Below are 20,873 nucleotides of genomic sequence, written 5' to 3'. Positions count from 1 at the left end.
TTAAATTTTGCCACCTTCAATTACTACATCATCAGCTTTTATATCATCACTAAAAAACGGCTTTAAAGTTTCATCATAAGCTTTGTGGAAAAATTGTTCATTTTGTAATTTTAAAATCAAATCATTGATAAAATTTAACATAGCTTCGTCACCTTTTTTTACAGCAGGAGCTATAACATCATGATTTCCAAGTTCTTTAATCACTACTTCAAAATTTGGATTTTCTTTAGCCCAAGCAAAAAGCAATGCATTATCATGACTTAACGCATCACCTCTTTTACCAATTAAAGCTGCAAAAGTTTCTGTATTTTGATCAAATTTAATCGTTTTAATATCTGGCATATTTTTTGTAAAATACGCATCAGCTGTTGTGCCTTTATTTAAAATTAAAGTTTTATTTTTTAAATCATCTAAAGTTTCAATATCTGATCCTTTAGGAGCCACCACCCCAAGAGCAACTTTCATATAAGGTAATGCAAAATCAACCACAGCTTCTCTTTCTGGGGTTTTTGTAAAATTTGCTAAGATTAAATCTACTTTATTTGATTCTAAAAATTCTACTCTATTTGCTGCTTCAACAAGTACAAATTGCACTTTAGACTCATCTCCTAAAAGCTCTTTTGCTATGCGTTTAGCAAAATATACATCATAACCTTGATTTTTCCCTTGTGCGTCTAGGTAACCAAACGGAGGTTTATCGCCAAATACACCTATACGGATTACACCTTGCTGTTTGATTTTCTCTATGGAATTTTCATTAGAGCTTGAATTTGAGCATGCACTAAAAAAAAGTGCCATCAAAAATGATAAAAGAAAAATTTTTTTCATGTTTTATCCTTATGATTAAAAATTTAAATTTTTAAACCTTATATTATTTTTTTAAATAAATATTTTAAAAAAATAAAATTAACGATGAAAATCAAACAAATTGAGAAATTTTTTCGCACGATCTGTCTTTGGATTTTCAAAAAATTCATCAGGATTTGAAATTTCTACTATTTTACCATCATCCATAAAAACTATTTTATCAGCAACTGCTCTTGCAAAACCCATTTCATGTGTAACTATAAGCATAGTCATACCATCTTTTGCCAAATTTAAAATCACATCTAAAACTTCACGCACGATTTCAGGATCAAGTGCTGCTGTAACTTCATCAAAAAGCATGATTTCAGGGTTCATACAAAGACTTCTAACTATGGCTATGCGTTGCTTTTGTCCACCGCTTAATTCTTTAGGATAAGCTTTTATTTTATGCAAAAGTCCTACTCTATCAAGCCAGTATTTTGCTTCTTCTAAAACCTCTTCTTTTTTTCTTTTTTGCACCTTTAAAGGTCCTAAAAGTATATTTTGCTCAACATTTAAATGATCAAAAAGCTCATAAGATTGAAACACCATACCTATTTTTTGACGAATTTGAGTCCATTTTTTATAATTTTTATCAATTTTCTCATCATCTACTAAAATAGCTCCATCAGCCATTTCTTCTAAGCCATTAATACATCTTAAAAGTGTAGATTTCCCACAACCACTTGGACCTAGTATAACCACTACTTCTTTTTGATTTATTTCTAAATTAATATCTTTTAAAACATGATGATCATCATAATATTTTTGTAAATTTTGTATTTTTAAAATGCTCATATTAGCTCCATTTTTTCTCTAAAAACTTTGAATATACTGACAAAGGGTAACAAAGTATAAAATAAATCAATAAAATCAAACCATAAATCACAAAAGCCGCATAAGAATTTTGAAATAAATTAAGCTCAATCACTTGTTGACCTACTTTAATAAGCTCTATACCACCGATTAGATAAATCACTGAAGTGCTTTTGATGATTCTTGTAAAAAGATTAATACTCATTGGTAATAATCTTCTCAAAGATAAAGGTATAATGATAAAAAGATAAACTTCAAATTTATTAAAACCTAGTGAAAGTCCTGACTCATACTGATGTTTTGGTATACTTGCTAAAGATGATCTAACCAAATCCATCATCTCAAACACACCCCAAATACTAAAAACAATAATACTTGAACCCAAAGCACTCAAATGCCATCCAAACCATTTCGCCAAGCCAAAATGCACTATAAAAAGCCAAACAATCAAAGGCATAATACGCACAAACTCAAGCATAAAACGACAAAAAACATAAAGGAATTTGTTTTTAGAATGCATTAAAATTCCAAAAAATACTCCTCCTATGAGTGAAATCAAAACACTAATCAATGAAAGCTCTAAAGTAACCTTTAAACCTTGCGCTAGTCTAAAAAAGGTATCTTGATTTAAAATTTCAAACATAATTTAACCTTTTTTCTATACGGTTTAACACTAAAGATAAAGGTAAAATCAAGATCAAATAACAAAGCACCAAAGCAAATAATGCTTCGTTGCTTTTATAATAAAGCCCTATAAGATCTTTAGCCACATATACTAAATCTGCTAAAGCAATAATGCTTACTACTGAAGTTTCTTTAAGTAAAAAAATGATATTTGCACTAATGCTTGGCATAGCTATACCCAAAGCTTGAGGCATAATAATATAACGGAAATTTTGCCATTTACTCAAACCCAAAGAAAGTCCTGATTCATATTGTTGTTTTTTAACCGCTTCCATACCCGCTCTTAAACTTTCAGCCATATAAGAACCACCTAAAAAACTAAGTCCTATCACAGCACAAGCAAAAGAGCTAAGTTGAATTCCAAATTCAGGTAAAGCATAATATAAAAAGAAAAGTTGGATTAGCAAAGGTGTGTTTCTTGAAAATTCTATATAAATTTTACAAATTGTGTTTAAAAAGGAAAATTTAAAATAACTCACTCCCACACAAAATAAACCTACTAAAAATGAAAAAAACACCCCATAAATAGCAAGTTTTAATGTAAGCCAAGAAGCTTGTATAAACATAGGGCTAAACTTGACTAAAAAATCAAAATCCATGAAACCATCCATACTTTAAAATATAATATTGTAACAAATAAGACTTAAAAAGACTTAATTAAATTTTGCATTTTTTCTTTATTTAAAATTACTATTTTACCTTTATTTGTGCAAATAAGCTCATTTTGTTTTAATTCTTTTAAAAAACGCGACAAAGATTCTGGGGGTAAATTTAAAATCACAGCGATTTCTTTTTGTTTTAAATTTTGTAGCTTTTCTTCATTTTCTAGTAAAAAGCTGACTAATCTTGACTTTAAATCCAAAGATTTTTGTCTGATAAAATTTTCTAAAATTCGAATTTTACCGATTAAAGAAGTCAAAAGTAAAAAACTAAATTCTCCATTTTCTAAGCATAATTTTTTAAATTCATTAAAATCAAAAACACAAATTTCACAATCTTGCTCACAAATTGCATTGGCTGGGTAATCACAATACCCTCAAACACAGGCATTTCAGCTATAAAATTTACTGGAGTTAGAGTGTGTAGTGTTAGCTCAAAACCTTTTGTATTCACCTTATATATACGCACTTTTCCATTTAGTAAAATGTAAATTTTATTTGCTTTTTCACCTTGAAAAAATAAAATATTTCCTTTCTTAAAATACTTCTTTTCGCCCTTTGAAATCAAAATTTCAAAATGTTTATCCATTTTTTTCTTCCATATTTTTAATACTTTCTTTTGCTTTTAAAACCAGCTCTTCATCATCTGCAAAATCAAAAAATTTAAAGTGATTTCCATGTTGCACTCTACCATCTAGCAAATCCCCACTTAACCTGTTTTTTAAATCAAGCTCAGCTATTTTAAACCCATCTAAAGTTTTAGCAAATTCAAGCAAACGACTTGGAATTTCTTTTTGCTTAGTATATAAATAACAAAAACTCTCAAGTCCTACTCTACCTACCCTACCTCGAAGCTGATGTAAGGTAGCAAGCCCAAGTCTTTCAGCCCCAACAACTACAATCACGCTTAGTCTTGGTAAAGAAATTCCCACTTCAACCACGGTCGTAGAAAGTAAAATCGTGCCTTTTTCTCTAAATTCTTGCAAAATTTGATCTTTATTTTTATCTTTTCCATGAGTCACATAAACATTTTTGTATTTGTTTATCCAATACCCTTGTGCTTGTTCTAGCGATAAATAATCTATATTTTCACTTTCATTTACCAAAGGATAAATGATGATCACTTGATGATTTTTAGCTAGTTCATTATCGATTTTTTTAAGCAAATATTTAAAATCTTTATCTTGTATGCAAAAAGTTTTAATGTCTTTTTTAAAAGGCATTTGTTTAATAAAACTAAAATTTACAAGCTCACTTTGTATCATAGAAAGTGTTCTTGGTATAGGTGTAGCAGAAAATTGCACGATATGTGGAGCATATTGAGAGTTTTTACTAAGCTCACTTATTTTTTGTCTTTGATTAGAGCCAAAGCGATGTTGCTCATCTATCATCACTAAAACTGCTTCAAATTCTTCTTGATGAATGAGCGCATGTGTACCTATGATAAAATGGGCTTGTTCTTTTAATTTTGCTAAATCTTTATCTTTTTTACCACCCTTTAAAAGCAATACATTAACAAAATCAGGCAAAAGTCTTTTTGCTTCATGATAAATTTGCTCTGCTAATATACTAGTTGGAGCCATTAAAATAGCCTTTTTAGGATATACTAGCAAACTTGCAGCAAGTATGACCAAAGTCTTACCACAACCCACATCACCCATTACCACACGCCTTTTAGCGACTTTATTTTGCAAATCTTTTTTAATATCTTCTATTGCTAAAAGCTGATCATTTGTAGGGCTAAATTCTAAACCTTTAAGCCAAGAGCTTATATCAAAAAGTTCTATTTCATAAGCATTTTGTGATATTTTTTTACCCTTTAAACGCCTTAAATGATTAAAAATTTCTATATATTTTAAATCTTTAACTATGGCATTAAAATTTTCATAAAGAATTAAATCATCATAATTGTGTAAATTCAAAAGTAAATTGATATATTTTTGTTCTAAATTTAGCGCTTTTAAGTTAGCTTCATTGACATATTTTAAAATAAGCTTTTTGATGCTTTCATCTTTAATAGAGCTAATTTGGTATTTAGGGATTATTTGACCTATGTTTTTTACTATTTTTGGGTTTATAAACTGCCAAATTCCATTAAAAAAATTCATCTTTGCATGGATACAAACCAAAGCATTATGTTTAAAAATTTTAAAATGCCATCTATTAGGATGAAAAATTACTATATTTGCTTTTATACCCCATTCTAAACATTCACAAAGTATAAAAAGCTGGGAGTGATGATTTTGTGTGCTAATAATTTTTACATTTTGAGTGCAAAATGTATCTTTTGGAAACTTTGAAATTCTAAAATCATCAAATTTTTTAGGTAAAATCAAAGCCAAATCGATACAATTTTTAACCCCTAAAGCATGAAGTAGTTTTAAGTCCTTTTCTTCAACTTTCATTTTCTATGCTTGCAAAACTCACTTTGGTAATTTCACTATGTGCTTTGATGAAGTCATTTAATTCATCTAGATTAGTGTTTTTAATCTTTTGCATTTCTTCTTTTAAATTTCCAAGTTTTAAACCATGCAAATATTCATTTAGCATTATATCTAGTCTTTTAGCCAAGTTTTCATACCTTAAAGGCATAGATCCTACTAAAAATTGTTTAGCTAGTTGAAATTCTTTTTCATTGACTCCATTTTGGACAAAGTTTTCAAAAACTTCCTTAACTAAAGCTTTAGCCTCATTAGAACTTTCATTTTTAGTTTGCAAATACCCAAAAACTCTACTATAATTTAAATTTACATCAAGCATAGCATATGCTGAATACGCCAAGCCTCTTTTTACACGCACTTCTTCCATCAAACGCGAACCAAAACCTCCTTGACCTAAAATAAACAAAGCAAGTTTAGCTAAATACATTTTCTCATCATTAATTTGTATATTAAATGGAGAGCAAAAGTATATATAAGCTTGCTCAGTGCTTTTTTGCTCACTTACTTCTATACTCTCATCAACGAGCTTGTAGCTTTTGTTTTGATTTGGGGCATTTCTTTTTAGAATTTGGCAAATTTTTTCTACTTTAATCTTTACTTCATCTTCTTTAATATCTCCACCAAAAACAAATAAAGCATTATCAAGTACTAAATTTTCACTCATAAAATCTTGTAATTCTTTTAAACTAATCTTTTCTATGCTTTCTTTAGTCCCATCAAGACCACTAGCAAAAATTTCATCTTTAAAAACATTCTTATTCAAAAGTCTTTTTGCTTGATAATCATAATCAGTATTTAAACTTGCAAGTTCACCCAAAGCTAAAGTTTTTAATCTTTGTAAGATTTTTTCATCAAAACGCACATTTAAAAATAATTCTTGTAATTTTTCTAAAGCAAAATCAAAATGTTCTTTCAAGCATTTAATACTAATTTGAAAATGTTCAAAACTAGCCTTAGCATAAAGCTCTATAGCACGGTATTCTAAGCTTTTAAAAAACTCATCATTACTTCCTTCATTTAAAAGCCTAGCAAGCATACTTGCACAACCTCTATTGTGTTTTTCTGCTATTTTTCCACTATTTTTAAAGATGAGCTTAAAAAATACTACAGGAAGCTCATTTTCATACTCATATATTATGTCTATTTTAGTTTCATTAAAGTCTAAATTTAGCATTAAAACCTTTCTAAAATATTATAAGCTGTATCGCGTTTGGCAGGTAATTCCCCTATATCTTTAATAAGTTCTATCATTTGTTCTTGATTCATTCTATATTTTGCACCAGCTGCAGCTACAACATTTTCTTCCATCATAGTTGAACCTAAATCATTTGCACCAAATTTTAAAGCAAGTTGGCCTATTAAAGAGCCTTGCGTTACCCATGAACTTTGTAAATTTTTAAAATTATCCAAATATAATCTTGCCAAAGCTAGCAATCTTAAATATCTATTAGAGCTTTGCTTGATGATTTCAGGGTGTTTTTTGATCAAAGGAGTATTTTCACTTTGAAACGACCATAAAATAAAAGCTCTAAAGCCATTTGTTTTATCTTGTAAATTTCTTAAATGATCAAAATGTTCGATGATTTCCTCATCATTTTCAACCGTACCAAACATCATTGTAGCAGTACTTTTCATACCTATATTATGCGCACTCTCATGCACCCTAAGCCAAGTAGCTGTGTCACATTTGTGTGGTGCTATAATATCTCTTACCCTATCGCTTAATACTTCAGCACCCGCTCCAGGTATAGAAAAAAGTCCTTTGACTTGTAATCTTTTTAAAACCTCTTCTATAGAAATTTTAGAAACTCTTGCTATATAAGCTATCTCTACTGCTGAAAAACCATGTACGGTAATCGTTGGATAATTAGTTTTTATATAAGAAAGCAAATCTTCATACCATTCTATTTTAAGTTTTGGATGTACCCCGCCTTGAAATAAAATTTGCGTTCCACCTATGGCTTGTAATTCTTCTATTTTTTGCCCTATTTCTTCATATCTTAAAATATAGGAATCATCATCTTTTTCTTTTCTACAAAAAGCACAAAAATCACAATCAATACAGCAAATATTTGTATAATTTATATTTCTATCTACCACAAAAGTAGTTATTTTTTCAGGATGAAGCTCTAATTTTCTCTCATAAGCCATTGCACCTAGTTCATATAAAGGTGCATTTTGGAGCAAATTTAATGCTTCTTTTTTACTTAATCTACTCATTCTTAAACCTTTTTATAAAAAAGGATTATTATAACATTTAAATGTAAAATAATCTTAAAGACGATATAATCAAGCCCTTTAATTTCATATATTCATAGGATACTCATGACTTATAGGTCTTTACTTAAAAATAATAAAACTTTTCGCCTTTTAGCAATAGTACAATTTATAAGTTATTTTGGTGCGTGGTTTTCTCAAGTAGGTGTTTTTACCCTTTTAACTAAAGAACTCGGTGCACCTGCTAATATCATAGGTTTTTCAGCTATTTTTGTTTTTTTACCTTCTATTATACTTGCACCTATAAATGGGGTTATAGTAGATAGATTTAAACCTAAGAATTTATTACTCACAATGATTAGTATTGAAATGATTTCTATTTTTATGTTAATTTTTGTAAATTCTTTAGCCATGCTTTGGTTGTTATACTTTTTAACCTTTGTTCGTATGGCGGTTGCAAGTATGTATTTTCAAACAGAAATGTCAGTTTTACCTAAAATTTTAACCCCACAAGAATTAAAACTAGGCAATGAGCTTCATAGTATCATATGGGCTGTATCATATGCTTTGGGTATGGGTGCAGCAGGGCTTTTTATAGATCTTTTTGGAGTAAAGCCAGCCTTTATAGCTGATACTTTAATGCTATTTTGTGCTATGCTTATACTCAAAACTTTGATTTTACCTAATGAAAAAAATACCACACAAAATAATCTTTTTATATTAATCAAAGAAGGCTTAGTTTATGTATTTAATAATAAAAAAATCATTCATTTGATTTTACTTCATGGGGTTGTAGGGATAACTGCTTATGATGTTTTAATCACTCTTTTAGCAGAATATGAATACGCAAAAGTTATTTCTATACCTCTAGCCATAGGGCTTTCTAATGCTATAAGAGCCATATCTTTACTTATAGGCCCTTATGTGCTTAGTCCTTATATTAATAAAAACACTTTGGTATATTTATACTTAGCGCAAGGTGTGGGTATAATGCTTTGGGCTTGCTTGCAATTTAACTTTTATCTTGCTTTTGTAGGCTTGGTAATGGCTGGTTTTTGCACTTCGTCTTTATGGAGCTATACCTATACACTTTTGCAAAATGATTGCGACAAAAGATACTATGGCAGAGTGATTGCCTATAATGATATGGTATATTTAACCTTTAGTGCAATCATTGCTTTTTCAACAGGATATTTATTTGAATTTTATGGAATAAAACTAAATCATTTTACTTTTGGCTTGGGAGTATGTTTTATCTTTGCAGCAATTTATTGGTGGTGGTTTAATAAAAAATATAATTAATCCACCTTAGAATAATAAACTCCACCTGCTGAAAAGTTTTTTTCAAAATAAGCTGTTTCAGGCACAAGATCTGACTTTCCTGGGTAAATTCTACCTTCTTTATTCAATATCCTATAAAAACGCTCCATAAGTCTTATTTTAAAATCTTGATCAAAATATATCATCATATTTCTTGAAAAAATCACATCAAATTTTCCAAATTTAAATAAAGAATCATCAAAGACATTACAAAGATCAAAACGGCATCTGCAAGCTAGGGTTTCTTTTTTAAGATGATACATTCTATCTTTTACATCAAAATAACGCGTTTTTTGCATAGTGTTTAATCTAGATACTGAACGCTCTGAATAAATCATTTCATTGCATTTATCTATCATTTTTTTATTAATATCTATACCAACTATATTCATACCTTTAACAAAATTCTCACTTGCTAAAATAGCTAAAGAATACACTTCTTCGCCGCTTGAACATGGAGCACAAAGCACATTTACAGGGCGATCAAGAGATTTTATATAAAAAATCACATCTTTTAATTGCTCTAATTCTCTAAAAAAATAAGTCTCACAAACTGTAATAAAATCCATAGTTTCTTGTTTTAAATTTCTTTGAAACTGCACTTTTTCATTTAATTCACTAAGACTGCTCAAGCCTAATTCTTGTAAAAATTTAGGAAGTTTAATAGATAATATATCCTTTTTCGCATTTAAGTTATTTCCACTTATTTGCTCTACGATTTTTACAAAATCATTCATTTCATTTTCTGTAATCTTTATCATCTTTTTTTGTCCTACGATTTGATGAAATTTGTTATTTCTTTTTTGAGTTCTATTAAACTCATAGGTTTTAAATTTGGATTAGTATCTCTAGCTTTTTTTGGCATACCATATACTATAGAATCAGCCTCATTTTCGCACAAACACCTTACTCCTGCTTTATAAAGTTCAAACAAAGACTTAGCACCATCATCGCCCATTCCTGTCATAATCAAAGCTAAAATTTTATGATATTTGCAAAGATTAACAGCAGAATTAAATAACACATCAATCCCTGGATTAAAACTACTAGTTTCGTCTGTAGTATTTAATGTTAAGGTATTGTTGCCACTTAAAATCATATTTCTTTGACAAATATAAATTTTATTTTTCAAAACTTCCTTATCACTTGGTATAATCACCTCGCTTAATGCTTCTTTGTTAAATTGATTTACAAAAGAAGGAATAAACGCAGGATTCATATGCTGAGCAATCACTACTGCACAATCTTTCAATTCTACATCATTTAGTAAAAACTTTAGTTGGCTTGGGCCACCTGTTGAAGAACCAATTAGTATAAGCTTCATTTTTTACCTTAAATAATTATTGTTATTATATCAAATAAATATTTGAAAACATAAAAAAAATAATTATATATAAGAAAGAAAAATTTTAATTAAATATGATAAAATTAATACTTTAAATTTCAAAAATGATAAAGTGAATGTTAAATGTTAAGAGAAAAAATTTATATTGCAAGTGATCATGCTGGTTTTATTTTAAAGCAAGAAATTACTAAATTTTTACAAGAAAAAAATATTACTTTTGAAGACTTAGGTCCTTTTAGTGAGGATCGTTGTGATTATCCTGATTATGCACATTTATTAAGCTCTAAAATAAACGAAAAAAGTTTTGGAATTTTAGTGTGCGGATCAGGAATTGGTATGAGTATAGCAGCAAATCGTCATAAAAATATACGCTGTGCTTTGTGTAATGAATCTTTAAGCGCTAAACTTTCAAGAGAACATAATGATGCAAATGTTTTAGCACTAGGAGCTAGATTAATAGGGGTTGATATGGCTTTTGAAATTATCTCAAATTTTATCAACACTTCTTTTAGCGGCGGAAGACATTGCGCAAGAATTAGCAAAATAGAGGAAAGATTATGATCTTAAGTTGGCTTGTATTAACTGTATTAATTTGTATTAGTATTTATATGACTATTATGCTACTTTATTATAAAACCCTGCTTCATAAAGAAAAAGTAGCAAAAGAATTTATAAAAAACAACCTTGATGATACTGAAATTGTTATTAGAAAACTACAAGTACAACTTCAAAGAAGTTTGGGTAATATTGATATTTTAACTGAAGAATTAAACAAAAGTAAAGCAGACTTAACCTCTCTTAGAACAAGAAATTCACAATATCGTATTGAAAATGAAAAACTAAGACAAAGAATCAAAGAATTAGAAGCAAAAATAGAGGCATTATTATGATAAAAGAGCAAGATAAAAAATATTTACTAGATAGCATTAGAGCTATTAAGGACTTTCCAAAAGAAGGGATTGTTTTTAGAGATATTACTACTTTATTAAACAACAAAGAAGCATTTGCGTTTTTAATGGATCATTTAGTTGAAAAATATCAAAACGCAAAGCTTGATTATATCGTTGGTATAGAAAGTAGAGGTTTTATTTTTGGAGCTGCCTTGAGCGCTAGATTAAGACTTCCTTTTGTACCCATAAGAAAACCTGGAAAGCTACCTTCAAAATGCTTACAAGAATCTTATAGTTTAGAATATGGCAGTGATACTATAGAAATTCATATCGATGCTTTTAATAATCAAAAAGCAAATGTTTTACTTATAGATGATCTTATCGCTACAGGTGGCACAGCTATCGCTGCTGTGAAACTTATAGAAAAACTCAATGCAAAATGTGTTGAAGCTTGTTTTTTACTAGAGTTAAAAGATCTAGATGGTGCTAAAGAATTAGCTAAATTAACTTCTATTTATAGTGTTTTAGAGGTATAAAATGGAAGAATTTTTAAAACAACTTTTGTATGATTATAAAAATTGGGCTTATATTATTGTGTTTTTATGGTGCATACTTGAAGGAGAACTTGCACTTATTTTAGCAGGTATTTTTGCACATGAAGGCCATGTAAATTTAGGACTTATTATCTTTATAGCAGGCTTAGGTGGCTTTGTAGGCGATCAAATATACTTTTATATAGGAAGATATAACAAAAAATACATTCAGAAAAAACTTCGCACCCAAAGGCGTAAATTTGCCATAGCACATTTACTTTTACAGCGTTTTGGTTGGCCTATTATCTTCATACAAAGATATATGTATGGTTTTAGAACTATTATACCTATGAGTATAGGATTAACTCGCTATAGTGCTAAAAAATTTGCGTTTATTAATCTTATTAGTGCGTGGGCTTGGGCTGCTATAACTATTTTACTTGCATGGTTTTTTGGAAAAGAAATTTGGCTTGCAGTAGAATGGGCTGGAAATCATTGGTATTTTGCAGTGCCAATTATTGCTGGCTTTTTATTAGCTTTATTTTTAGGAATGAAACAAATAGAAAAATCAATACTTACAAGAAGGACTCGCAAATGACTTTTAATTTTATAGAAGAAAATATCGGCTCTGTAAATGCTGATTTTGAAATCATTTTAATACAAGATAAAAAAATAGAACAATACACTCAAAGTCAAGAACTTTTCAAGCTTTCAAGCTATAAAGGTGAAGGAATTTGCATAGATATGCAAAATAAAATTCTTTATAGTGAACTTAAAAGCTTAGAATATGAAGATATAAGGCTTGCTTTTGCAAATGCATACAAAGCTTTAAAAAAACTTGAAATTCAAAGCGTAAAAACAAAAAGTGTCATAGGAAAATGTGTAGTAAATAGCTTTAATGCTATGATTCAAGGATTTACTTTTGGTGCTTATGAATTTAATAAATACAAAAAAGAAAAAGCACCAAGCAAGTTAGAGAATATTTTCATCTCAAAAGATGAAATCAATGACAAAACATACAACCTAGAAGAAGCTTGCATAGGTATAAACTATGGTCAAATTTTTTCAAATGCTTGTGATTTTGCAAAAAATATCGTTAATGAAATCCCACAAATTTACACTCCTGCCAAAATGGCCGAAGATGCGCTTGAACTGAGCCAAAATAATTCTAATATTTCATGTAAAATTTATGAAAGCGATTTCTTAGAGCAAGAAAAAATGCAAGCATTTTTAGCAGTAAATCGTGCTTCAATTCATCCCCCAAAACTCATTCATCTTTCTTATAAACCACAAAATCCAAAAATGAAAGTAGTGTTTGTAGGTAAAGGGCTAACTTATGATAGTGGTGGACTTAGTTTAAAACCTGCTGATTACATGCTAACGATGAAATCAGATAAAAGCGGTGGTGCGGCTGCAATGGCTATTATTAAAGGTGCAAGCGAGTTAAACCTTGATATAGAAGTTCATTCTATCATCGGCGCAACTGAAAACATGATAGGTGGAAATGCTTACAAGCCTGATGATGTGCTTATTTCAAGAGAAGGTGTGAGTATAGAGGTTAGAAATACCGACGCAGAAGGAAGATTAGTTTTAGCAGATTGTCTTTCGCTTGCTCAAGATCTAAAACCTGATTTATTAATAGATCTTGCTACTTTAACTGGAGCTTGCGTAGTAGGACTTGGAGAATACACAAGTGCCATCATGGGAAATAATGAAGATTTGCAAAATGAATTTTATAAAATAAGTAAAAAAAGTGGAGATTTAGCTACTATTTTACATTTTAATCCGCACTTAAAAGAGCTTATAAAATCAAACATAGCAGATGTTAGTAATACCTCTTCAAGTCGTTATGGTGGAGCCATTACTGCGGGATTATTTTTAAATTCTTTCATTAGAGAAGAATACAAAGACAAATGGCTACATTTAGACATTGCAGGACCAGCTTATTTAGAAAAGACTTGGGGTTATCATAATTTTGGTGCAACCGGAGCAGGTGTTAGAATGTGCCTTTCATATTTACTTTATCTTTCAAGGAAACAAAAATGAGTTTATCAGTTGGTATAGTAGGACTTCCAAATGTTGGAAAATCTACTACTTTTAACGCTCTAACAAGAGCACAAAATGCTGAAAGTGCAAACTATCCATTTTGCACCATAGAACCAAACAAAGCAGTGGTACCTGTGCCTGATCATCGCTTAAAAGAACTAGCAAAAATTGTTAATCCACAAAAAATTATACGCTCAAATATAGAATTTGTTGATATAGCAGGCTTAGTAGCAGGAGCTAGCAAAGGTGAGGGTTTGGGTAATAAATTTTTATCTAATATACGCGAAACAGAGATGATTTTACATATTGTGCGTTGTTTTGATGATGAAAATATCACCCATGTTGCGGGCAGTGTTGATCCCGTGCGTGATGTACAAATCATAGAAACAGAACTTATACTAGCAGATATAGAACAACTTAGCAAAAAAATAGAAAAACTCACCAAGGGTGCAAAGGCCAATGAAAAAGGTGCAAAAGAAACCTTGGCATTAGCTAATGAACTTTTAGAGCATTTAAATCAAAATAATAGCGCAAGTTCTTTTGCTAATAAAAATGAAGTCTATCATGCTCTTATAAAAGAACTAAGATTGCTTTCAGCTAAAGAAGTGATATATGGAGCAAATGTAGATGAGAATTCACTTTTAGAAGATAATGAATTTGTAAAAGATCTTAAAGAATTTGCAGCAAAATCAGGCCATGAAGTAATCAAACTTTGCTCTAAAATAGAAGAAGAAATGATAGCTTTAAGCGATGAAGAAAATTATGAATTTTTAAAATCTTTAGGTATAGAAAGTAGCGGGCTTGAAGTAGTTATACGCACAGCATTTTCAAAGCTAAACTTGATTAGCTATTTTACAGCAGGTCAAGTAGAAGTTAGATCATGGACTATACAAAGAGGTTGGAAAGCACCAAAAGCGGCAAGCGTGATCCATAATGACTTTGAAAAAGGTTTTATCAAAGCTGAAGTAATTTCTTATGAGGATTATATCGCTTGCAAAGGCGAAAGTGGTGCTAAAGAAGCAGGAAAACTACGCCTTGAAGGGAAAGATTATATCGTACAAGATGGCGATGTAATACATTTTAGATTCAATGTTTAATTTCAATTGCAAGCTAAAACAGCTTGCAATCTCAAAAATACACCCCACCACTTAAATATAATTTCATTCTATGTTCATCATCGTATTTATATTGATGTAATGCTCTAGCTGCATCAAGTTTTATATAATACTCATTAGCTTTATTATAAAGTATTTGTAAGCCTACAGCATCTAAAAAATGCTCATCTGTTAATCTATCCCCTGAAGCTTTTTCATACCAAGCATAACCTACATCATAAAAAGGAGTAAAATAAAAATTAGTATTTGGTATATTTATTCTTATACCAAAGTTAGCTACTATGGTATTATCTCCATCACCTTCTCCATTATCATAAGCTCTTACCCCATAAGCTCCACCTAAAGATGAACTTTCAGAAGAATCTAATTCAAAATTCCCTAATACCTTTTGATAGTTTATATTTAAAGTATGAGTAATATACTCATTAATACTATAATAATTATTCAAACTAGCATTGAGTTTTCTAAACCAACCAAAGCCTTTGCTTTCATTTTTAAAATAATTATCTTCTATAAAAAGTCCATCATCATTAACCTTACCTATGCTTATCTTAGCACTATAACTTAAGGTATTATTCTCAAATCCTCTAAATAAACCTTCTAAACCTATACTACCTACATTAGAATTTTTATTTGCTATATATGAAAATGGTGTATAAGCGAAAGCTTTATCATTTAAAGTTTTATGATAAATACTTGAAGTAAAGTATAAAGATGAATTAGTATTAATCCATACAGGATAAGAAAAGTCTATACCTATACTTTTTGAAATTCCACTAAAGCCAACTTCTTGATAATCTCCACCTAAAGAATAATTTCCTTTTGATACACTTGGAGTAATTTTTAAATTTCCTAAAAAGAAAGTATAACTAGCCCCATAGTTAATTTGTTTTTCATTGCTTGATTGTAAGTAAAAATTATAATAATCTCCCATATTAAATATAGAATTAAATCCCATACTAATACCAGCTCTAATATCCCCTGCACTTTTAATACCATAATTATCAGCATATAATAATACATTAGCCTTAGTATCAGGAACTACTTCTATAACTATATCAGTTTCACCTACATTCTCTCCTGCTTGTAAACCTGCTAGGGTTTGAATGCCATACATTTCATTGACTTTATATACACTATCTTCTATTAATTTAGTAGAGATGATTTTACCTTTGATTCTTTCATTAAGCTTACTTTCTATGAAATAATCTTTTATAGTAGTTTTATTCTTTATTATATACTTACCTAATGTTCCTAAGGCTATGTTTATTTGCACACTATCTTCAAATTCTTGTTGGGGCACATAAGCTGTTGCAGCAGGATAGCCATTAACTTGGAAATAATAAGCAATAATATTAGATATATCTTGTAAATCTTGCAAGCTAAATTTTCTAGTGCTAAACTCACTAATGAGTATTTGTAAATCTTCTTCTTTAATACCTAGCTTTTCAAAGCTAGTGTTTTCATTAGTGATAATAAATTTGTATTTGGTTATTACTTCTTTAGTAGTGGTAGTATTAGTTTGATTACTTGAGTTAGTAGAGTTATTATTAGAACTATTGTTTGTTTGATTATTTGGGTTACTTGTATTATTGTTGGTATTGGTTTGATTGTTTAATTTGGTAGTGTTGTTATTAAAACTATGATTGTTTGAAGCATTATTGGTATTAAAGCTATTATTAGTTGAATTAGAATTATTGTTTGTTTGATTATTTATACTAGAGTTAGTGTTAGCTTTGTCATTGTTTGTGTTAGTGTTAATTTGGTTATTTAGGTTGGTAGTGTTATTATTAGTTTGATTGTTAGTTTCCTCATTAGTTTTATCTTCTTGATTAAATTTTTCTTTTAAGGCTTTCTTTTTTTCTTCAAAGTCTTTTTTAGCTTCTTGAGTTTTTTTATAATCATCTTTGGTTTTTAGATTTTCTTTGATAGCTTTGTTTTGAGGGAGATTTCTATCAGGGGATAGTTCTATAACCTTTTCTATATCATTTTTAGCTATGATAATACTTCCATTATTAGCATAGACTAAAGAGCTAATTGCTATAGTGCTAAGTAAAAGTTTTTTCATACTTATTTTTTCCTTTTAATGATGTATTTTAATTTTAAGTTTTTGTTTTTCAATATTTATATTGATTAATTAAAATATTTTTAATATGAGTATATTCATTAATATACTCATTATATACACTAGGATAAATCCTAGTGTTTAGTGTTTAATTTCTTATGTATCAAAGCTGTAGATTATAATCCCCCAACTATACAAGGATTCATAGTTTTATAATTATCACTGACTATGCAAGTTTTACTTTTTTGAATTAAAGAAGTTTCATCTATTTCTTCAGTTTCTTCTTCTTCATTTAAAGTTTCATTACCTATAGAATTAAAAGTAGAACTTTGTTCAAATGCTAAAGAATCATCAGGTTTATTATCAATTGGTGGTTCTACTGGGTCAATAGGTTTATCAGGTATTTCTATTTCACCACCACCATTATCATCTTTAATAGAAGCTAAAATAGGATAAGGTATTTTAATGGTTGATAATTCTCCTTTAACAACAAAGTGTCCGCTAGATTCATCACTTACTGATATTTTTAAATCTTCAAAGTCTTTAATCAAACGCTCTATAGCTTCAGTTTCATCTCCTACTTTTGCTATTAAATCAAATAACTCATTGCTAATATCTTTAAAAGCTTGATCATCTTTACTTGCTAAGCCTTTATTAATTAATTCTACATACTTATTATAAGCTGAAGCTAAATCGTTGAGTTGTTTGTAATAGTTTTCTTCTTTGAAGTCATTGTTGGCTGAGTTGATTTTATCATTTAAATTACTTAGATTTTCTAAATTACTTGCAATTGTTTTATTCTCAAGAGCATTTGAAACTTCAGCTAAAATATTATCTTTAGCCTGTATAGCTTCATTATCTGCAAATTTATCATCACTAGCCTTACTTAAGCCATTGTCTTGATAAGCTAGTAAAAAATCTAAGCTTTGAAAAATTTCTTTTTGAGCTATTTCTATTGATGGATTATCTTTATTATTTTTATCAAAGAAATAATCCATAATAAACTTAGTTCTAGCTTCGGCACTATTTTTATCTAAATTTTTATAAGCTTCTAAAATATCTTTCAAATCAGCTATATCAATGGTGTAATATTTATTTTTCAAATCGGATATGATTTCATTGATGATAATATCTTTATAAAGATCATTTTCATCTAAAGTGGCTGTTTCATTGATGATGTCTTCTGTGCTAGGGATATAATCTGTATTTTGTGATGGTTTGGATACTATAACATTATTTGGATAGTTTGGCTTGGATATATTTGGATTAGATGGTTTTTCAATCTCAAAATCTTTTGTAAAAACTAAACATTTCTTACCAGCACCACAATCTATTTCCTTTAAGCCATTTAAAGCCGCCAAAGCTGCTGTTTTAAAATCTATATAACCTTGGCTATTATCATCATAAGGATGTAGTTCAATCCATTTATAAAGCTCCCAGTATTTTTGATCTGTATTAGCATTAGTTAAGTCATCTTTATGGTAATAAATATAAGTGTTTTCAGTATCTGGAATAAAATGCTCATTTAAATGGCCAAAAAATTTACCGCTACTTTCTGAGCCTTCTATAATAACTCCTTTATCAAAATATATATAGATATTTTTTCCTCCTGTACCAAATCCTGTAAAACCTCCAGCATAAGTTCCTTTGATATGTTTAATATTATTTAAAACTATGTTCTCATAACTACTACCAGCGTTACCAGCAAATCCACCAGCAGAAGATCCTTGGATGTAATTAATATCATTTAAAGAAATATTACTCATTTTTACTCTAAAATCAGATCCAGAAAATCCACCTGCAGAGTTTTTAGCTACAATACTTTTAAAATTATTTAAAGAAATATTATTAAATATGATTGGAATTTCTGGATCTGAACTAAATGCAAATCCAACAAATCCACCTGCATCATTGTTAGCCGGATAGGAACCATTAGCACTAATGCTTCCAAAATTATTTAAAACAATATTTTCAAAATTTAAATATCTATTAGCAATCCCTACAAAGCCGCCAGCAAATGTCGAAAAAGCTTTTTTGTCAAATGCTTCTGCATTAATTTCTTTAATATTATTTAACTCTACATTATCTATATCTACATAATCTAAACTCCCTGCAAATCCACCTGCTTGAGCATCCACTCTACCATCTGCTTCTATACGATCAATTCCTTCAATAGAAATATTTTTAAGAAAATTGATGCTAGAACTATCTCCGCTATAATTATTAGTTAATTGCCCTGCAAATCCTCCTGCATAAGCATTTTTAGCCTCACTTGTAATATTTTTTATTCCTTTTAAGGAAATATTGTTTATATTAAAAGTAGATTTATTAACTCCATTATTACTTCCAACAAACCCACCGGAGTAAGCTCTGCTATCACTATTATTTGAGCTTGCTATACTACTGATATTATTAATATTCTCAAGTGAAATTCTTTCAAAGTATCCTTCCTGTAAAATTCCTGCAAATCCACCAGAATAAGCATAAGCATCCTCAAAATTATTAGCACTTACAATATTTCCTATGTTTTTAACTGTGATATCTGAGAATTTTATTTGTTCAATGTTAAAAGAATTCAAGGATCCGATAAATCCACCAGCAAATATACTATTATCAGCACCCTCTGAAGATATATTTTTAATATCACTTATATAAATTTTAGAATATTTTCCACCGAAAGTACCATGCCCAGCAAATCCACCTACACTAACAAAATCTCCAATACCACTAATATCTCCTATATTACTTAAAGATATATTTGAAAACAAAGATGATTGTCCTATTCCAACAAAACCACCAATGTTAACACCATCGCCATTGATATTTTTAATACTTTCTATATTACTTAAAGATATATTTGAAAATGAGGAAGATATCCCTACTCCGACAAAACCTCCAATAGCAACTCCATCAATACCAATATTATTAATATTTCCTATATTATTTAAAGATATATTTGAAAATGAGGAATCATAAGTTATACCAACAAATCCTCCTATCATAGTATGTGCATTATTTTCATGGTTAATATGATTTATATTATTTAAAGATATATTTGAAAATAAGGAATCTCGAGAATATGCAACAAATCCACCAGAATGCACTGCATTGGATAATTTTAAGCCACCACCCATATAATCTACATTGATATTTTTAAAAGTTGCATTTTCTGCAGAACCAAAAATACCTACAGATATTGGCTTATTATCTAATATTGTCGTATCTATATTAATATTCTTTAAAGTAAATCCTTGACCATCAAATGTTTTAGTAAAAACACTATCATATTTATATCCTACTATCATATTAGTAAATTCATTAGCATCTTTTTTACCATCACCATTTAAATCTACCCAATAATTAGCATAGTTTTGACCATTACTTGCTTTAAAATCTATATTGTTAATCAGTCTATACCCACTAGCTGTGTTTCTAAAATCTTCATTTTCATTCCATCCTTTAGCAAAGTGCCACCAATCTAAATCAGATCCTATGCTAATATATTGATTATATGTTTTATCCATTACACCTTTGTTAGTAAATATACTATCATTGTATTTTCTTGTAGGATTATAATAATAACCCGTAGCACTTAAATAAGCAATTCCTTTATTTTTTGCTTCTGTAGTTAGGTTGTTAGAATTTATAGTAGAAATATCAACATAAACTTCATTGCCTTTTAAATCTATATTATATGCTGTGATTTGATTGAGTTTTATTTTATTATTTTTATCATCCCAACTAGTATCAGCACTTAACATTACTTTATTACCTTGTAAAGTAATGTTTTTAGCATTAATAGTCCCCATGTTTACTACATTACCACCATTTGGTTTAAACACAGGAGAAAAAGAAGCACCTTTAGAAAAGAAATTTTTATAATCATTTTCATTTAA

Annotated in this window: 19 protein-coding genes and 1 pseudogene; 7 read left to right on the top strand and 13 right to left on the bottom strand. The window is 29.2% G+C overall.

What is annotated here, in order from left to right:
- The 9 genes from L8U37_RS04380 to L8U37_RS04345 all read right to left on the bottom strand — a co-directional run bounded on the left by L8U37_RS04380 (position 1) and on the right by L8U37_RS04345 (position 7,666).
- Positions 1 to 798 (bottom strand): cysteine ABC transporter substrate-binding protein, encoded by a 798-nt coding sequence (locus tag L8U37_RS04380; protein ID WP_375154872.1) that lies wholly within the window; start codon positions 796 to 798, stop codon positions 1 to 3.
- Between the two features lie 108 nt (positions 799 to 906).
- Positions 907 to 1,644 carry an amino acid ABC transporter ATP-binding protein gene (locus L8U37_RS04375; RefSeq protein WP_263728689.1) on the bottom strand — a complete coding sequence of 246 codons (738 nt, stop codon included), beginning with the start codon at positions 1,642 to 1,644 and terminating at the stop codon, positions 907 to 909.
- A gap of 1 nt (position 1,645) precedes the next feature.
- Positions 1,646 to 2,305, bottom strand: a complete 660-nt coding sequence (locus L8U37_RS04370) for an amino acid ABC transporter permease (RefSeq protein ID WP_133318955.1) — start codon at positions 2,303 to 2,305, stop codon at positions 1,646 to 1,648.
- On the bottom strand, positions 2,298 to 2,945 hold the full coding sequence (locus tag L8U37_RS04365) for an amino acid ABC transporter permease (RefSeq protein ID WP_133318956.1): 648 nt from the start codon (positions 2,943 to 2,945) through the stop codon (positions 2,298 to 2,300). Before L8U37_RS04365 ends, L8U37_RS04370 begins: the two co-directional genes overlap by 8 nt.
- A gap of 44 nt (positions 2,946 to 2,989) precedes the next feature.
- On the bottom strand, positions 2,990 to 3,265 hold the full coding sequence (locus L8U37_RS08140; RefSeq protein WP_318529652.1) for a helix-turn-helix domain-containing protein: 276 nt from the start codon (positions 3,263 to 3,265) through the stop codon (positions 2,990 to 2,992).
- A 26-nt stretch (positions 3,266 to 3,291) separates the two neighbouring features.
- Positions 3,292 to 3,594, bottom strand: a complete 303-nt coding sequence (locus tag L8U37_RS08135; RefSeq protein ID WP_318529651.1) for a cyclic nucleotide-binding domain-containing protein — start codon at positions 3,592 to 3,594, stop codon at positions 3,292 to 3,294.
- On the bottom strand, positions 3,587 to 5,410 hold the full coding sequence (gene recG / locus L8U37_RS04355; RefSeq protein ID WP_263728688.1) for an ATP-dependent DNA helicase RecG: 1,824 nt from the start codon (positions 5,408 to 5,410) through the stop codon (positions 3,587 to 3,589). The genes L8U37_RS08135 and recG overlap by 8 nt, the downstream gene beginning before the upstream one ends.
- Positions 5,400 to 6,620: a M16 family metallopeptidase gene (locus tag L8U37_RS04350; protein WP_263670412.1), complete on the bottom strand. Its 1,221-nt coding sequence runs from the start codon at positions 6,618 to 6,620 to the stop codon at positions 5,400 to 5,402. The genes recG and L8U37_RS04350 overlap by 11 nt, the downstream gene beginning before the upstream one ends.
- Positions 6,620 to 7,666: a dehypoxanthine futalosine cyclase gene (locus tag L8U37_RS04345; protein ID WP_263728687.1), complete on the bottom strand. Its 1,047-nt coding sequence runs from the start codon at positions 7,664 to 7,666 to the stop codon at positions 6,620 to 6,622. Before L8U37_RS04345 ends, L8U37_RS04350 begins: the two co-directional genes overlap by 1 nt.
- Positions 7,667 to 7,771: 105 nt before the next feature.
- On the opposite strand from L8U37_RS04345, the gene L8U37_RS04340 reads away from it, so the two are divergent.
- Complete coding sequence (locus L8U37_RS04340; protein WP_263726225.1) at positions 7,772 to 8,965, top strand: MFS transporter; 1,194 nt, start codon at positions 7,772 to 7,774, stop codon at positions 8,963 to 8,965.
- On the opposite strand, the gene L8U37_RS04335 is transcribed toward L8U37_RS04340, so the two are convergent.
- Positions 8,962 to 9,744 carry a CheR family methyltransferase gene (locus L8U37_RS04335; protein ID WP_133318962.1) on the bottom strand — a complete coding sequence of 261 codons (783 nt, stop codon included), beginning with the start codon at positions 9,742 to 9,744 and terminating at the stop codon, positions 8,962 to 8,964. The genes L8U37_RS04340 and L8U37_RS04335 overlap by 4 nt on opposite strands.
- Positions 9,745 to 9,755: 11 nt before the next feature.
- Complete coding sequence (locus tag L8U37_RS04330) at positions 9,756 to 10,307, bottom strand: CheB methylesterase domain-containing protein (RefSeq protein ID WP_133318963.1); 552 nt, start codon at positions 10,305 to 10,307, stop codon at positions 9,756 to 9,758.
- A gap of 144 nt (positions 10,308 to 10,451) precedes the next feature.
- Between L8U37_RS04330 and rpiB the strand changes: the two genes are divergently transcribed.
- From rpiB to ychF, 6 genes are read left to right on the top strand one after another with little or no spacing between them, the layout of a single operon-like run.
- Entirely contained in the window at positions 10,452 to 10,889 is a 438-nt protein-coding gene (gene rpiB / locus L8U37_RS04325) for a ribose 5-phosphate isomerase B (RefSeq protein WP_133318964.1), read from the top strand.
- A complete protein-coding gene (locus L8U37_RS04320) occupies positions 10,886 to 11,218 on the top strand; it encodes a hypothetical protein (RefSeq protein WP_133318965.1) in 333 nt (110 codons plus the stop codon). The genes rpiB and L8U37_RS04320 overlap by 4 nt, the downstream gene beginning before the upstream one ends.
- The gene (gene apt, locus L8U37_RS04315; protein WP_412174901.1) at positions 11,215 to 11,754 is read left to right on the top strand and encodes an adenine phosphoribosyltransferase; all 540 of its coding nucleotides are present in this window, start codon (positions 11,215 to 11,217) and stop codon (positions 11,752 to 11,754) included. The genes L8U37_RS04320 and apt overlap by 4 nt, the downstream gene beginning before the upstream one ends.
- A 1-nt stretch (position 11,755) precedes the next feature.
- Positions 11,756 to 12,349 carry a DedA family protein gene (locus tag L8U37_RS04310; RefSeq protein ID WP_133318967.1) on the top strand — a complete coding sequence of 198 codons (594 nt, stop codon included), beginning with the start codon at positions 11,756 to 11,758 and terminating at the stop codon, positions 12,347 to 12,349.
- Positions 12,346 to 13,797: a leucyl aminopeptidase gene (locus L8U37_RS04305; protein WP_263728686.1), complete on the top strand. Its 1,452-nt coding sequence runs from the start codon at positions 12,346 to 12,348 to the stop codon at positions 13,795 to 13,797. Before L8U37_RS04310 ends, L8U37_RS04305 begins: the two co-directional genes overlap by 4 nt.
- The gene (gene ychF, locus L8U37_RS04300) at positions 13,794 to 14,894 is read left to right on the top strand and encodes a redox-regulated ATPase YchF (RefSeq protein WP_263728685.1); all 1,101 of its coding nucleotides are present in this window, start codon (positions 13,794 to 13,796) and stop codon (positions 14,892 to 14,894) included. The genes L8U37_RS04305 and ychF overlap by 4 nt, the downstream gene beginning before the upstream one ends.
- A gap of 31 nt (positions 14,895 to 14,925) precedes the next feature.
- Here ychF and L8U37_RS04295 read toward each other — a convergent pair whose 3' ends face one another.
- Together L8U37_RS04295 and L8U37_RS04290 are read right to left on the bottom strand one after the other, a co-directional pair.
- A complete protein-coding gene (locus L8U37_RS04295) occupies positions 14,926 to 16,980 on the bottom strand; it encodes a ShlB/FhaC/HecB family hemolysin secretion/activation protein (RefSeq protein ID WP_263728683.1) in 2,055 nt (684 codons plus the stop codon).
- 173 nt (positions 16,981 to 17,153) lie between these two features.
- Positions 17,154 to 20,873 (bottom strand): annotated as a pseudogene (locus L8U37_RS04290) (hypothetical protein); the annotation flags it as partial.

Origin of the sequence: Campylobacter sp. RKI_CA19_01122, assembly GCF_025771325.1 — a bacterium.
GTDB classification, from domain to species: domain Bacteria; phylum Campylobacterota; class Campylobacteria; order Campylobacterales; family Campylobacteraceae; genus Campylobacter_D; species Campylobacter_D lari_D.
The sequence above is the reverse complement of the archived record's forward strand: the minus strand, read 5'-3'. Positions and strand labels throughout refer to the sequence as shown.